The 14,951-nt window shown below is 57.8% G+C and carries 11 protein-coding genes and 1 pseudogene; 7 read left to right on the plus strand and 5 right to left on the minus strand.

Annotated features, from left to right (window positions below; genetic code table 11):
- Positions 1–2,244 (minus strand): alpha/beta hydrolase-fold protein (locus AC1DW2_RS12370; protein WP_477006146.1); only part of this gene is annotated, 2,244 nt, incomplete at its 3' end.
- Between the two features lie 611 nt (positions 2,245–2,855).
- Here AC1DW2_RS12370 and AC1DW2_RS12375 point away from each other — a divergent pair.
- Positions 2,856–3,059 (plus strand): annotated as a pseudogene (locus AC1DW2_RS12375) (cupin domain-containing protein); the annotation flags it as partial.
- Positions 3,060–3,228: 169 nt separating this feature from the next.
- On the opposite strand, the gene AC1DW2_RS12380 reads toward AC1DW2_RS12375, so the two are convergent.
- From AC1DW2_RS12380 to AC1DW2_RS12390, 3 genes are all read right to left on the minus strand, one after another.
- The gene (locus AC1DW2_RS12380) at positions 3,229–4,347 is read right to left on the minus strand and encodes a glycosyltransferase family protein (RefSeq protein ID WP_477006147.1); all 1,119 of its coding nucleotides are present in this window, start codon (positions 4,345–4,347) and stop codon (positions 3,229–3,231) included.
- 172 nt (positions 4,348–4,519) lie between these two features.
- On the minus strand, positions 4,520–5,806 hold the full coding sequence (locus AC1DW2_RS12385; RefSeq protein ID WP_477006148.1) for a polysaccharide pyruvyl transferase family protein: 1,287 nt from the start codon (positions 5,804–5,806) through the stop codon (positions 4,520–4,522).
- 313 nt (positions 5,807–6,119) lie between these two features.
- Positions 6,120–6,917: a glucose-1-phosphate cytidylyltransferase gene (locus AC1DW2_RS12390; RefSeq protein ID WP_477006149.1), complete on the minus strand. Its 798-nt coding sequence runs from the start codon at positions 6,915–6,917 to the stop codon at positions 6,120–6,122.
- 366 nt (positions 6,918–7,283) lie between these two features.
- Here AC1DW2_RS12390 and rfbC point away from each other — a divergent pair, with 366 nt between their 5' ends.
- From rfbC to AC1DW2_RS12420, 6 genes are all read left to right on the plus strand, one after another.
- The gene (gene rfbC, locus AC1DW2_RS12395; RefSeq protein ID WP_477006150.1) at positions 7,284–7,862 is read left to right on the plus strand and encodes a dTDP-4-dehydrorhamnose 3,5-epimerase; all 579 of its coding nucleotides are present in this window, start codon (positions 7,284–7,286) and stop codon (positions 7,860–7,862) included.
- Positions 7,859–9,214, plus strand: a complete 1,356-nt coding sequence (locus tag AC1DW2_RS12400) for an NAD(P)H-dependent oxidoreductase (RefSeq protein WP_477006151.1) — start codon at positions 7,859–7,861, stop codon at positions 9,212–9,214. The genes rfbC and AC1DW2_RS12400 overlap by 4 nt, the downstream gene beginning before the upstream one ends.
- 162 nt (positions 9,215–9,376) lie before the next feature.
- Positions 9,377–10,732, plus strand: coding sequence for a protoporphyrinogen/coproporphyrinogen oxidase (locus AC1DW2_RS12405; RefSeq protein ID WP_477006152.1), 1,356 nt, complete (start codon positions 9,377–9,379; stop codon positions 10,730–10,732).
- A complete protein-coding gene (locus tag AC1DW2_RS12410; protein WP_477006153.1) occupies positions 10,713–11,363 on the plus strand; it encodes a PIG-L deacetylase family protein in 651 nt (216 codons plus the stop codon). Before AC1DW2_RS12405 ends, AC1DW2_RS12410 begins: the two co-directional genes overlap by 20 nt.
- Positions 11,364–11,387: 24 nt before the next feature.
- Positions 11,388–12,518 (plus strand): NAD-dependent epimerase/dehydratase family protein, encoded by a 1,131-nt coding sequence (locus AC1DW2_RS12415; protein ID WP_477006154.1) that lies wholly within the window; start codon positions 11,388–11,390, stop codon positions 12,516–12,518.
- Positions 12,515–13,846 (plus strand): UDP-glucose dehydrogenase family protein, encoded by a 1,332-nt coding sequence (locus AC1DW2_RS12420; RefSeq protein WP_477006155.1) that lies wholly within the window; start codon positions 12,515–12,517, stop codon positions 13,844–13,846. Before AC1DW2_RS12415 ends, AC1DW2_RS12420 begins: the two co-directional genes overlap by 4 nt.
- Before the next feature lie 67 nt (positions 13,847–13,913).
- On the opposite strand, the gene AC1DW2_RS12425 is transcribed toward AC1DW2_RS12420, so the two are convergent.
- A complete protein-coding gene (locus AC1DW2_RS12425) occupies positions 13,914–14,867 on the minus strand; it encodes a CheR family methyltransferase (protein ID WP_477006156.1) in 954 nt (317 codons plus the stop codon).
- Positions 14,868–14,951 lie beyond the last annotated feature (84 nt).

Below are 14,951 nucleotides of genomic sequence, written 5' to 3' on the forward strand. Positions count from 1 at the left end.
CTCGACCACGGTGGGGCCGGACGGCGCAGGGCCAATCGTCCCGTCGCCGTTGAGATCCTGGTGGAAGCTGGTCTCGATCGATTGCAGCACGCCGCTGGCTCCCGATACGCTGGTCAGAGCGTTCGAGAGGTAGTTTCCATTGCTGTCGGTGAGCCACACCGAATACTGATCGGCACCCGGCAGCTTCCAGGCGACCTCGTATCCGCTCGCCGTCTGCTCGGTGCCGATCGGCGTTATCGAACCGAATTGACCGTCGACATAGTCGGCGCCCTGATATTTGAGCGATGGGCCCGTGCCGGCAATGTCGTAGAGATAGAAATGCGTGCCAACCTTCGTTAAACTCGTCGCTCCGAAGCTCTCGACGATAGTCGTGGTCGGCGGAGGCGGATCGCCGGCATTCCCGCCGTCGAATCCATAAAGCCCCGCTACAGCGCGGGACAGCCAGCCACTGAACCAGTTATGGGCATCGAACGTCTGCGTGCCAAGCGTGTGCAAGACGCCGTCCGATGTGAGGAGAGCATCGAAGTCCGAGAGATCGGATCCAAACAGGCCATATCCGGAAATCCAGATCCGATTCTCTGTCGTGAATGGCGCCTTCCAGGCGTCGATGAAAGCGTCGGTCAACCGATAGTTGGCTTGAAAATTTACGTCGGTACCGTAATTATCGTCCGCCCCAAAATCGGTGTAATTCGCCATATCCGCGGGGAAATCCCATGCGGCAGCGGCATCGAACACGTCGGGATGCTTGAAAAGCAGATCAAGAGCACCGAAGCCGGACTTCGAGAAGCCGATCAGCAGGTTGTCCTCGGTGCCGGTGGTGGCAAAGTTGCTATCGACCCACGCGGGCAATAGCGTCGCCATGAATGTCTCGTAGTTGATGGTCGGATCGGTGGCGCTGTCTGCATACCACGGCGCGATAGGGAAGATCGGTTCGATGATCGTTGCGTTATATCGATCTTGCACGTCGAGTTGCTGGAGTTGCTCCAGACCATCCCCCCAAGTTGACTGATCGAGTCCGGCCTCGACAGGAAGTGCATAGAGAAAGCTGTGTGCTACATTTGTCGTCGGATGGTCAGGAGCCAGCACGCGAACGGCGAACGGTTGCAAGCCCGCAGTCGACCATGTCACCGAGTAGAGCTGCGCGCCGTCGGCGTCGACGCCTTCATAAACGAACTGCGGTGATGAATTTTGGCTGGGCGAACTGATCGTGCCGTCTCCATTGAGATCCTGATGGAAGCTGGCCTCGATCGACTGCAGCGCCGTGCTCGCTCCCGACATGTTACGAAGAATGTTCGCGATGTAGTTGCCATTATTGTCGGTGACCCACACCGAATACTGATCGGCGCCTGGCTGCTTCCATGCGACCTCGTAGCCACTCGCCGTCTTCTCTGCGGCAATTGGCGTGATCGAGCCAAATTGACCGCTGACGTAGTCCGCGCCCTGATATTTGAGCGACGGGCCGGTGCCGCCGCTATCGTATAGATAAAAAAGAGTGCCAATCTTGGTCAGGCTCGTCGATCCGAAGCTCTCAATGATCATCGCGTCAGATGCTGGAGGAGGTGAAGAAGGCGAGCCAATCGTGCCGTCGCCATTGAGGTCCTGATGAAAGCTGGTCTCGATCGATTGTAACGCGGTGTTCGTTCCGGACACCCTGCTGAGAATGTTCGAAACATAATCGCCGTTGTTGTCGGTTGCCCAGACGGAATACTGATCAGCGCCCGACACCTTCCATGCGACCTCGTACCCGGTGGTCGCGTGCTCGGCCGCAATCAGCGCTGTCTGACCGAATTGACCGGCCACATAGTCGGCGCCATGGTATTTCAGCGATGGGCCCGTGCCGTCGCTGCCATAAAGATAAAAAAGAGTATCGATTTGCGTGAGGCTGGTCGATCCGAAGCTCTCGACCACGACAGGGCTGGATGCGGGAGGAGGTGAAGAAAGCGTAGCAGGTCCAATCGTGCCGCCGCCGTTAAGATCCTGCTGGAAGCTGATCTGCATCGACTGCAGCGCGGCGTTCGCTCCTGACACTCGCGCAAGGCCGCTCGAGATGTGGTTGCCGCTATTGTCGATGAGCCATACCGAATACATATCGTCGCCCGGCACCTTCCAGGCGAACTCGTACGCGATTGGGCCGAATTGATCGGCTGGACCCGGCGCTCCGCCATACGTCAGCTCCACTACCATGCCGCCGGTTCCATCCTGGACGAGGCGAGTGGATCCAAATGTCTTGATCGTGGTCCTCATCGATTAACTCTCAGCTCGCGGAGACCTGCCAACGCCGAAAATGACATAAAATGATGGTCCGGCGGCCCTGCCGGGTGCCTGCATTTTCGGCGCGCCAGCAGGAGCTCTTAGTTATATGCAGATTTATAATTTAAGTCGATATATTTAATACGCGTTATGGCGCTTGTTTAATTATGTTGCTGTTGGGGCGCCCCGGCTGGACATCGACAGCGCGGGATCGAAGCGGGTTGAGCGCAGACGCAGAAGGCGCGGGCTCAAAAAATGGCCAATCTCCGGGCCATTCATGGCACCCGGCAGTCGCGGGTGCTCTGAAGACTTGAGGGGATTGAAAGAGTAGATGCATCCTTTTAATTTAGACGCCGCAATTTTTATAGAATAGGTCTATTAAAAGGATTCGGTTGGGTCTCTTTTATTTAATTTGTCTTGGCGTTTGTCCATGTTGCCGGCCGGCCGGGCGGGGGCGACGAGATCAACAGGCGGCCCGAGCGAGCACCTTGATGCTTGAGAAACACGCTTTGAGACTCGGCCAGTTTATTGGTTTCGATCTGTGAGAAAATGACATGTCATACGTATTCGAGATGTCCTCTTCGCCGGCTTTTGCTCAAGAGGGCATGGCGGGATATGAGTTTCGGCCCCTCAAGGATCCAGATTTTGCTGTTCACATCCTCGACGTCCGCACCGGACATGACACCTTCTTGATCAGCCAGGCTCTTACTCGTATCTACTACATCATTGAAGGTTCGGGAGTATTTGCGATCGACAATCAGAACTACGATGTATCGCCGGGCCTCGTCGTTGAGGTGCCACCGGGTGTCGAATATTCGTATTCCGGGTGCATGAAGATATTGTTGGTGTCACACCCGCGCTGGTTCGAAGGCAATGAGCGGATGACCAGGAAGAATCCGAACGTAGTAAGTGAAACCCGTTTCCACCGAATAGTAGGAGATAGGTTGAAACGCTATCTTCGCCGTCTTCGGCATCGCGTCAGCCTAGTAATGACACGATTTTGGCGAGCTCACCAAGGCGATCCTTCCTTTGTTGCATCTCTTGGGTTGGCTGAAGACCGATCGTTTCGAGTATCTTTTCCCACCGATACACCCAATCGTGCCGTTTCAAAGCTTCCAATACCCCCGTTCGCCGTATTTTCTCCTGACGTTCCGGATTTCGATCCAGATCCTTCATGACGATATCTATATCGTGTGAATTGAAAGGCAGCCGAGTGACAGGGGTGACAGCGTCAGGCCAGTCAAACATTGCTTTGAAAGCTTCATTGTTTGGCGGCTCTCCCACCATAATGGTTCCGGATGCAGCGCCTTCAAAGTATCTGTTCCCAACCTCGATTTGATCGCCTCGCTTGTCCGGTCGGTCGATCAACCCCGGATTGACAATGTAGTACCGGCTCCTCTTGGCGCAATTCGCGAGAAGTGCCCTGTGTTCCCTCGAGTTGAGAGTCTGAATGCCGGCCAAGCTGTCATGGAGATAGAATAGACCCTCTTCGTTGACCAGACTGAGGAGCTTCTGGTGCGTTATCTCCGATCTTCGGCCAACACTTAGAACATCCAAAACTCTCTTCGGAGGATTTGGGTAAGGACAAAACGAAATGGCGTCTACACCAGGCGGCAAAAACGCGCATCGTCGACCAATGGCCTCGCTGAGGGGTTTCACTGTTTGACTGTAGTACAGCATGACCACATCAAACTGGGCCAGCATCGGCAGAAAGTGACGACGATGCGGTATCTCCTTGACCCAGAATTCGTCTAGCAAGCATACGGATATCGCGCAGCTGTCTTTTACATTCTTAATGGCATTGAACATTATCAGATCCTGCGGATGTCCGCAGACCGTAAAAAGAAGATCATAGTGCTTCTTCACTGATACTCGTGGAATGCCCGGGTTCAGTGCGATGGGCGCGTGGAAAGCCAGTCGTGTGGCAAAGTCAGCGCGCAGACTGGAAGGATCGATCTTTGGTGCCAGCAGGTCGACAGAATCGATCTCGCAAATGATGTCTTCGAACTCGAAGTGAGGGCACCTGAAGTGAGCCCTCCCGTAAATATTTCTAAGTGAAAAGAGCAGTACGCGCGGTTTATCCACCTTGATGTCCATGACTGCCAGACTCGTCGTTTACCAATCCAATTGCGGGAAATCGAAACCGAGGGCCGGAGTGCGAAATCTCCGGCTGAAATCGCGGGAAAAGATTTGGCGCGGAGGGACGGCACCTCCACTTCGATTCTGCGCCAAGGGCTTCTCGCACGTCACATCCATTCACTTGCCACGCCTACGAAACCTCGAGGCCGAATAATTCATCAAATTGACGTCTCAACAACTGCCTATTTGTGGTCAGGTTCGCGGCCATCCGCGCTTTGATCTCTTCCGTCCGAACAACCATCGATGCAAACCGTTCTGCTAATAAATCGGGATCAAAGTTCCTTATATCAACACAGTAGCTCGACAACTCCAGATCAGACATCAGTTCGGCAACTTTCGGGTGATGCGCAATTGCAAGAACAGGCTTGTTGAGCAGATGCGCAAACACGACGCCATGAAAGCGGCAGGTCACAACGTAGTCCATGCGTGACATCRTTGCCAATAGATCGTGCACCGATTGGACGGGTCGGTGTGTCCCGTTACGTGATGGACGAAGCGCCTGTTGAAACTGCAGAGTCTTCTGAAGATCGTCGATCGCCTTCGGGTCGACGCCTATGTCGGTTCCAAAGAACTCCAGCGCATACGATTGAGAAGCAAGCCAGGACCCGAAGCTCGCAAGCTTCCCAATGAATTCGTCATAGAGAATCTGATCGTTTTCAGTCGGTGCGCCGCCATGGTCAGGATAGGGCATCGGCGCAAGACCGACGGTCCGCCGAGACCCCTTGTTCGGAGGGGCCGCGTTTGTTGCGGCGAATTCCAGGCTGTAGACCTTGTCAGGAAATACCCAGCTCTTGCCCGTAAACCCTATCTCACGAACGAGAGCCTGAGACTCGTTATCGCGGAAAGAGACGTAGTCCGCACCGTGCAGAGCTCGCCTTGCGAAGAATTTGCTCAGGGGGGTGGTCAATGGTCCGGCCCCGACGTTCAAAAAAATGCATCTTACTCCCGCAGATCTCGCTAGTGCGATCCACTTGAAGATCGTGTAGGGAAAACCCCATGGTCCATCCCTGCCGGTGAGCTGTCCTCCGCCGCAGATGATCAAAAGATCGAGAGATTTCACCTTGTGGCGTGAGGACTTCAGAAAAACCAGTTCACGGAGCGCCTCGCTCGGTAGACGAGCCACGGCAAGCGGGTAGGAGGCCTTACATTTCCTCGCCAGCACCTTCATGTTCTTCTTCAAGGCTGACTCGGTTCCCGCCGGCCGATAACCGATGCTCCAACGCATCCGTCGCAAGGGATAGGATTTGACCCCGTGCCGGGCTTCCGTATCGTCGGGATTCATTGAAAGCACGACGACTTCGGCCTTTGGCCATCGCTGTCTTATGTTGCGCGCGACCGTCTCCACGGTGGCCTCGTCGCCGAGGTTGCCTCCGCCGACATGGTGAAGAAGCCCGATCCTTCTAACCGCACGGGACATGCGATCCTGTTCTTGGTTCAACGAATGATGCGTGGAACGATCATCCGCTCTGGTGGCTGGAAAAGACAAAGGTTTGGAGTGGTGAAGTAGAGGCACATGCATTGTTACTATCTGCTGCGCGGAGAAGTATTGACGTCGTCGTGCTCTATTGCAGTCAAGCGGTGAAGGCCTGCGCGCTGCCCTGGCTCGAATGCCTGGAGTTGGCGCGGCGGTGCGCGGTCGGGGCCGCTCGACCTGGCTTTCGTGTCATCCAACTGCGTTCCAAAGCATGGTCCCGACGGCCAATCTCTACGTCCGGCGAGTTGAAGCGCCGTCATGCGCTGATCGCGGCCGCAACATTCTGGTTCGGCTGCCATGGCGTATCGCCACGTTCAATCATCTCCTCGAGGACCTGCCTGTCCCTGAGGGTGTCCATGGCGCGCCAGAATCCTTCGTAGCGGTACGCCATAAGCTGGCCACGCTCCATGAGGCGCTTGAAGGGCTGCAACACCAATTCGTCTCCTTCCTCAATGTAGTCGAAGATCTCCTTTCGAAGAATGAAATACCCGCCATTGATCCATATCCCGGAGTCCTGGCTCGCACTCATTCCGCGCACGAGGCCGTTCTCGTCGATGTCGGCCAGATGGAAGGTGATCGGCGGGTGCACAGCTATAAAGCAGGCGATTTTGCCGCTTCTCTTGAAGTGGTCAATCATTTCCGGCAGCGGAGCGTCGGTCAGACCGTCGCTGTAATTGGCGAGGAATATTTCCTCGTCCTGCACGAGATGGCGGACCGCCAGCAGGCGCTGTCCGATGTTGCGCCATATTCCCGTGTCCACGAGCGAGACACTCCAATCCGGAGGAGCATCGCCGAGCAATTCGATCTTCTTGCCGAAATGCGAGACCGTACAGTCGCTGTTTGCGGCCTGCCTGTTGTTGAGGAAGTAGTCCTTCACGACGTTGGCCTTGTAGCCAAGGCACAGAACAAAGTCCCGATGCGCGTATCGGCTGTAGTATTGCATGACGTGCCAGAGGATGGGCTGTTGGCCGATCGGTATCATCGGCTTTGGAACCGCCTCGGAATACTCGCGTATCCGCGTACCAAGTCCTCCACAGAATAAAACAACCTTCATGACTCTTCGCCTCTCAAATCTAGAGCTTCACCATCCTTCAGCCGGCCACCGCGGGGATATGCCCGACCATATTGCTCCTCAAATTCCATGGCAGGATTAAAAAGTTAATTTCGGCGACAGGGCGCCGACAACACATTAAATAAGACCGTACTCTCCTGGCGTGGGCAATTTATCACGTAGTTGCAATGGCTTAGCGTGCGATTTTTTATCTCGCCTTGTTTTTATATTCTAAATCGTGGGTATAATCAATATTCTGCTTTGTCGCGGTATTAAATAGTGATAATGGTCGGTTTAATGCGATCGAATTAAAAGTCACGGTATTATTTTGAGCCAGCGCGCTGTGTGCGCATTTTAGGGTGGGCCGCGATGCATTTCACAAGGACCCAAGTAGCAGGTGCCTGGATCATCGATCCCGATCCGCGTCACGATGAACGCGGCCGCTTCATGCGCGCCTGGTGCGGGCGGGAATTCGAAGAACATGGAATTCACTTCCTGCCGGTCCAGGCCAACATGCAATTCAACCCGTGCAAGGGCACGGTCCGCGGACTGCATCTGCAGATTGCGCCTGCGCTCGAAGCGAAGCTGGTGCGCTGCACAAGGGGCGCGATCTTTGACGTGGCCGTCGACCTCCGACCGGACTCGGCTTCGTTCGGGCAATGGTGCGACGTGGAGCTGACCGCGGAAAACGGGCGCATGCTTTACGTTCCCGAGCAATGTGCGCACGGATTTCAGAGCATCGAAGATAATTCCGAGGCGCTGTACCTGACCTCGGCGTTCTACGCGCCGGAATCGTGCCGGGGCGCACGATTCGATGATCCGGCCTTCGGCATTCAGTGGCCGCTGCCGGTTTCGGCGATTTCGGAACAGGACCGCAACTGGCCCTTGATGCAGGGGCAGGGCAACACGCCGGGGCAGAACAACCCTATGAAAGAGAGGTTCCTATGAACGTCGACGTCGCTCTGCTGCAACGCGAGTCCACCGGCAACCCAATCCGCATAGGACTGGTGGGAGCAGGTGTGACCGGCCGAGCCATTGCTCTGCAACTGGAAACGCCGGCGCCCGGTATGCGCCTGGTGGCCATCGCAAACCGAACCCTCGAGCATGGCGAAAGGGCTTTCCGCGAAGCCGGCTTTCAGGAATGGCGCCGGGTCAAGTCGGCGCGGGCGGCGGAAGCCTCGATCAATGCGGGCATTCCGGTGTTGACGGATGATCCCTCGGTGCTCACGACTTGTCCGGCGATCGACATCCTGGTCGAAGCGACGGGAACGATTGAGACTGCGGCCGGCGTGGTTCTGGAGGCCTTCGAGCACGGCAAGCATGTCGTCCTGGTCAACGCAGAACTGGACTCGTTGTTGGGACCGATCCTCAAGGCGCGGGCGGACAGTGCGGGAGTGGTGGTGACGCACACGGACGGCGACGAGCCCGGTGTCGCCATGACGCTTCTGCGTTACCTGCGTTCCCTCGGTTTTCGTCCTGTGGCCGCAGGCAACATCAAGGGGATGGTGGATCACTACCGGACCCCGGAAACCCAGCGTGAGTTTGCTGCGAAGTACGGCCAGGATGTGCGCAAGGTCACCTCCTTTGCCGATTCGACCAAGCTGTCGATGGAAACCACAGTCCTGGCGAACGCGACCGGTTTCCAGGTTGGCCGCCGCGGCATGCACGGCCCGTCCTGCTCATATGTGAGGGAGCTGACGAAACTGCTGCCGGCCGAAGAGATGCTCAAGACCGGTATCGTGGATTACTCAGTGGGGGCGATGCCAGGGACCGGAGCCTGGGTGATCGTTCACGAGGAGGCGCCGCTCAAGCAAGCGCAATTGAGCTATTACAAGCTGGGCGACGGTCCGTTCTACCTTTTCTATACGCCTTTTCACCTGCCGCACGTGCAACTTCTTTCCACGATCGGCCGCGCGGTGGTTCATCAGGATCCGACGGTGGCGCCGCTTGCGGGGCCGGTCTGCGAGGTGCTCACCATCGCCAAGCGCGACCTCAAGGCCGGCGAGCGTCTGGATGGCGTCGGTGGCTTCTGTTCCTATGGCTTGATTGACAATCGCGCGGCGGCCAGAGCCGTCGACGCGTTGCCGATCGGCTTGTCCGAAGGCTGCGTGCTGCGGCGGGACATCGCGAAGGATGCAGTCATTTCTTTCAACGATGTCGAGTCACCGCGCGGCCGGTTGGCGGAGAAGCTTTGGCTGGAGCAGAACCAGCGCTGGCCATTGGAGACGGCTCCTTCGCGCTCGCAATTCACGCAAGCGCCGCTCGGATCGGAGAAGGACACGCAACTCTCCCCCATTTGAACCAACGCGATCCGGAAATGCAGGAAGGGGCTCGTCTCATGGCAAACAAAAGAGCGCCAGGGCCCCGATCGCGCCATCCAAGACGACGCCGACTGGCTGAGAGCCTTTTGGTGACAGGATTGGTGGCGATTCCATCGAATAATCGCAAGGGATGAACTGGCGATGACGAGTATCACGATACTGGGTACGGGAATGGCGGGTTTCGGTGCTGCGCACGCCGCGCAGGCGGCCGGCGCACCACGCCCCGTGATGTACGACATGCACGATTACGTCGGCGGCCATACCGCGTCACACGAGTTTCCGGGCGGCTGGGTCTTCGATGAAGGGCCGCACGTGTCGTTCACTGACGATGGCCGCATCAAGGATCTGCTCGCGGCCAATATCGGCGGCAAATACGAAAGCACGCCGACGCGGATCAACAACTATTGGCGGGGGCACTGGATCAAGCATCCGGCCCAGGTTAACCTGTACGGATTGCCGACCGACCTGGTCACCAAGATCATGCTGGAATTCGTCGAAGTGGCGCAGCGCACCGAAACGCCGCCAATTCGCAACTACGAGGACTGGCTGCGCGCAAGCTACGGTAAGACGTTTTCGGAAACGTTTCCGATGGAATACACGTGGAAGTATCACACCACGACGGCGTCCAACCTGAGCACGGAGTGGATCGGCCCGCGAATGTATCGCCCGAACCTCGATGAAGTGTTTCGCGGCGCCCTGGAGCCGAGCACGGCCAATGTGAACTACAACAGCGGCTTTCGCTATCCAAGTCGCGGCGGCTTTGTCAGCTACCTCGAGCCGTTTAAAAAAATGGCCGACATCAAGCTCGGTCACAAGGTCGTTCGCATCGATCCGAAGGCACGCCTGCTGCACTTCAAGAACGGCGCGGCGGCATCATACGACGCCCTGATTTCGTCGATCCCGCTGCCTGAGCTGATACCGATGATCGAGGGAGCACCGCCAGACGTTCTCGAGGCGGCCGAACGGCTCGCCTGCAGCGAAGCCGTCATCGTCAACCTCGGCATCGATCGGGAAGACCTCATCGATGCTCATTGGACCTACTTCTACGATCGCGACATCTTCTTCAGCCGTCTCAGCACGCCGCATCTGCAATCTCCGCACAACGTTCCTCCCGGATGCGGGAGCCTGCAGGCGGAGTGCTACTTCTCCAAGAAGTACCGGCCTCTCGACCGGCGGCCCGAGGACTGCATCGAGCCGGTCATCGCCGGTCTCAGGCAGTGCGGCATATTGCGCGAGGACGATCGCATCCTGTACCGCGGCGCCATGCACATTCCCTACGCCAACGTGATCTTCGATCTGGAGGCGACGTCCTGCACGGCAGCGGTTCACGGCTTCCTCGACGATATCGGCATCGCATATTGCGGCCGCTATGGGGATTGGGCCTATCTTTGGACCGACCAATCCTTCGTCAGTGGCGAGAAAGCGCTCAACAAGGCGCTTTCCAGAACCAGTCGGCGGCTTTCTCTGGGCGAAGACCATGCTGCGATTCAAGCCTGATCTGCCCGCGGACGGTACGATCCTCTGCTTGGGCGCCCATTGCGACGACATTGAGATCGGATGCGGCGGGACGCTGATCGAGATGCATAAGCGCTATCCTCGATTGCGGTTCGTCTGGGTGCTCTTCTCCGGAGATGACGTGCGCGAGCCCGAGACGCGCGCAGCAGCCGAATCGCTGCTGGGCGCAGCGGGCGCCGATCTCACTGTGCATGTTCACAGGTTTCGCGGCAGCTATTTCCCGTCCTGTGTGGCCGACGTCAAGGACGCGTTCGAGGACATGCGCAAGTGGGGCGCACCGGACCTTATCATGACTCACTACCTCACCGACCGGCATCAGGACCATCGCGTCATTTCGGAGCTGACGTGGAACACCTTCCGCAATCACACGATCCTGGAATACGAGATTCCGAAATATGAAGGGGATCTGACGCACCCGGGAGTTTTTTGTCCGCTGTCGGAGGCGACAGTCGACAAGAAGGTGTCGACCCTGCTGAAGAGTTTTCCCTCACAGATCAATCACCAATGGTTCGACGCGGACCTGTTTCGCGGTCACATGCGCCTTCGCGGTGTCGAGTGCAACTCGCCAACGCGCTACGCCGAGGCTTTCCACGCGCGAAAGCTCGTTCTCTAGGTTCAAATGAAGGAATCGTCGTACATGCACAAGCACAGACAGTTGATTGGGTTGCAGGAGCTCCTGGATGAAGACCTGGATGCGATCTGTGCGGATCTAGCTGCCGAGTTCGGCGCCATGTCCGGCGGAAGATTGCTGGTGACGGGCGGCGGCGGATTCCTCGGATACTACCTCGTTCAATCCGTTCTGCACTGGAATGATACGCGCGCGGCCGGCGGCAAGATCAATGTCGCGGTGTACGACAATTACGCGCGCGGCGTGCCCGAATGGCTCGAAGCCCTGCGCGGGCGCGCTGACCTGGAATTGCGGCGCCATGACATGATCGAACCGCTGCCGAAGGATATCGGCCATTTCGATTATGTCGTCCACGCTGCGGGCATCGCTTCACCTATCTTCTATCGCGCCCAGCCGCTCAAGTGCATCGACGCGAACGTCAACGGCTTGCGCAACCTGCTGGACTATGCCGTGGCGGAGCGAGACAGGGGCCAGCCGCTGCGCGGGTTTCTGTTCTATTCGTCGAGCGAGATCTACGGCGACCCCGTATCGGCCGCCATACCGACACCCGAGGACTACCGGGGTCACGTCTCCTGCACCGGCCCTCGGGCCTGCTACGACGAGACCAAGCGCTTCGGCGAGACGATGTGCGTCGTCTACGCCAGGCAGGAGGAAATCCCGGTGCGCATGGCGCGGCCGTTCAACAACTACGGTCCTGGATTGAAGATTACTGATGGACGCGTGATATCGGACTTTGCGAAGGATATTTTCGCGGGGCGCGACATCGTCATGCTGTCCGACGGCAGCCCGACGCGGACCTTCTGCTACGCGACCGATGCGATTACCGGCTACTTCAAGGTTCTGGTGCGCGGCGGTGCCGGCGAGCCCTATAACATCGGCATCGACCGTCCGGAAATCTCGATCGCCAATCTGGCCGAGCTCATCKTCAGGGCGGCTGCCGAAGTCAGCGGCTACCGTGGCAAGGTCGTGTTGGGCAAGAGCAACGAAGCAGATTATTTGATCGACAATCCGAACCGCCGTTGCCCCGTCATCGACAAGGCGCGCAATGAACTCGGCTTCGCGCCCAAGGTCTTGATCGAGGACGGCATCTACCGATCGTTGATCTGGTACAATCACAACCGGAATGCGGCCGCGCAATGAAGATTTCAATCATCGGCACGGGCTATGTGGGTTTGGTGACGGGCGCTTGCCTCGCCGAGTGTGGGCACGACGTCACCTGCGTGGATGTCGATCCCGGCAAGGTCGAGATGATCAACTCGGCGCGGTCGCCGATCCACGAGAAGGGCTTGTCGGAGCTCATGGAGCGCCACGTCGGCCGGCGCTTGCGGGCATCCACGGATTTGGCCGCGGCGGTGGCGGCGTCTGACGTGACGTTCATTGCGGTGGGGACGCCTGCCGCCGACGGCAAGATCGATCTTTCCTATGTCGAGGCGGCAGCCTCCGAGATCGGTGGTGCGCTTCGGCACAAGGCCGGCTACAGCACCGTGATCGTCAAAAGCACGGTCATACCCGGAACCACGGTCGGTGTTGTGCGAGCGGCGCTCGAACGAGCATCCGGCAAGATCGCGGGGCAGGGGTTCGGACTGGGCATGAACCCGGAGTTTCTGACCGAGGGCACCGCGGTCTCTGACTTCTCCTATCCGGACCGGCTGGTGCTCGGGGGTATAGATGCCCGCACGCATGATGTCCTGCGCGAACTCTACTCCGGCTTCGACAAAGCGGTGCCGCGCATCGTGACCAGTCCGACGACTGCGGAGATGATCAAGTACGCGTCGAACGCCGTGCTGGCTACCATGATCTCGTTCTCGAACGAGATTGCGCGCTTGTGCAGGGCGGTCGGCAATGTGGACGCAGCCGACGTGATGCGCGGCGTGCATCAAGCCGGATATTTCACAACGCGTATTGGCGGCGAGAGAGTGACGGCGCCCATTGTCAGCTTCCTGGAGCCAGGCTGCGGGTTCGGCGGGAGCTGCTTGCCCAAGGACGTTACAGCATTGATAGGCCAGGGGCGCGAAAAGGGCCTGACGCTGAATCTTCTGCGGAGCGTTCTCGACGTCAACAAGGGACAGATCGACGAGATAATGCGCCTGATCCGGCGCCATTTCGCGTCGCTGCAGGGCGTGACGGTGACCATACTCGGAATCGCGTTCAAGCCTGATACGGATGACGTGCGCGAATCCCCGGCTTTTCCGATCATTCGCAAACTCAAGATGGAAGGCGCGCGTGTGACGGCCTATGACCCTGTCGCGCGCACGAATGGACACGAGGATCTGACGGACGTGGATCTGGCGGAATCTCTGCGCGAGGCGGTCGCCAACGCGCAGGTCGTTATTCTGGTCACGCGATGGAAGGAGTTCTCACAGCTCGCTGGCTTGCTGAAAGAGCTTGGCAGACGTCCTCTGGTCGTCGATGGGCGCCGTGTTCTCGATCCCGAGGCTTTCGCGCACTACGAGGGCATCGGGCGTTAGTGGCGCCTGACCTCGGATCAAGGGAGGAGTCTATCGCGTTTGGCGGGTCGAAGATCGACCTCGGCTTCTAGTGGTTGCCGTCGTTGACCTCAAAGAATGCCGCATATCGACTACGCCAATTGGGCTTGCTGCGATTTAGCGGTTCAAGGCCCCACCACTTCCAGGGCCAGTCACTTCGGACGCAAGGATCTCCGTCGTGGATTTGCTCGAGCAACTCTGGGATCGGCCGCCATCCAAGCTCTCGCGCGATCTTTGCTCGAACATCGAGATCAACGCCCGAAACAAACAGGCATCCCCCACGATCGAGCAGGCCCGCAATATTCCGCAGACAGCTCTCTGCCGCCGGCGGCTCCATATGGCAAAGGAAATTGTTGGCCACCACGATGTCCTGAGGTCCCAAAGCGCGGATCAGCTCGGGCGAAGAAGCATCGCCAAGCTGCCACGTAATCCCCTCTCGGAGCCAGGGCTTTACATTGGCCGCGTCGCCTTTCCAGTCGAACATATGCTCCATTTCATGCGCGGTCAGGCGCTCGAAGATCGAGGAGCCGACCAGTCCGGTGGTATCGGACGCGTACACGCCATTTTCAGCAAAGTTCAGTATCTTCTGCGAAATGTCCACCGCGCGCACGGAAACCTTGAGGTCGGGTCGAGCCGAGCGAATTGTCCAAAGGATCGAGTATACCTCGGCGCCAGCACTGCACGCGAGCACGGCAATTCTCAGGGGTGCGCCCTTTGGCTTCTTGTCGGCGATACGGCGCATCAATTCCAGGGCTGGACGGTTCCGGAGAAAGAACGTTCCGAAATACTGTTCTCGCGTCGCGCTGAGCCGAACCAGGCTCTGAAGCCAGGCTCCGTACGCGTGAACAGGATCGGAATTCTGGAGGCCGCGCGGAATGAGCTCCCAGATCGGCTTGTTGAGCCGCAAATAGACCTTGGCAGGAGACTTTCCAAACAATCTCAATCTTGCCGCTCTCGCGAAGATCGACTGAGACGCGTCATAGACGGGTTCACTGACTTTCATGAGAACTTCCTTGCTTGGCAACCAATTCACCTATCAATTATTCGAAGAGGAATTAATTCGATAATGTATTATACAGTAATTGTT

This window comes from Bradyrhizobium sp. P3_C3 (assembly GCF_056402655.1).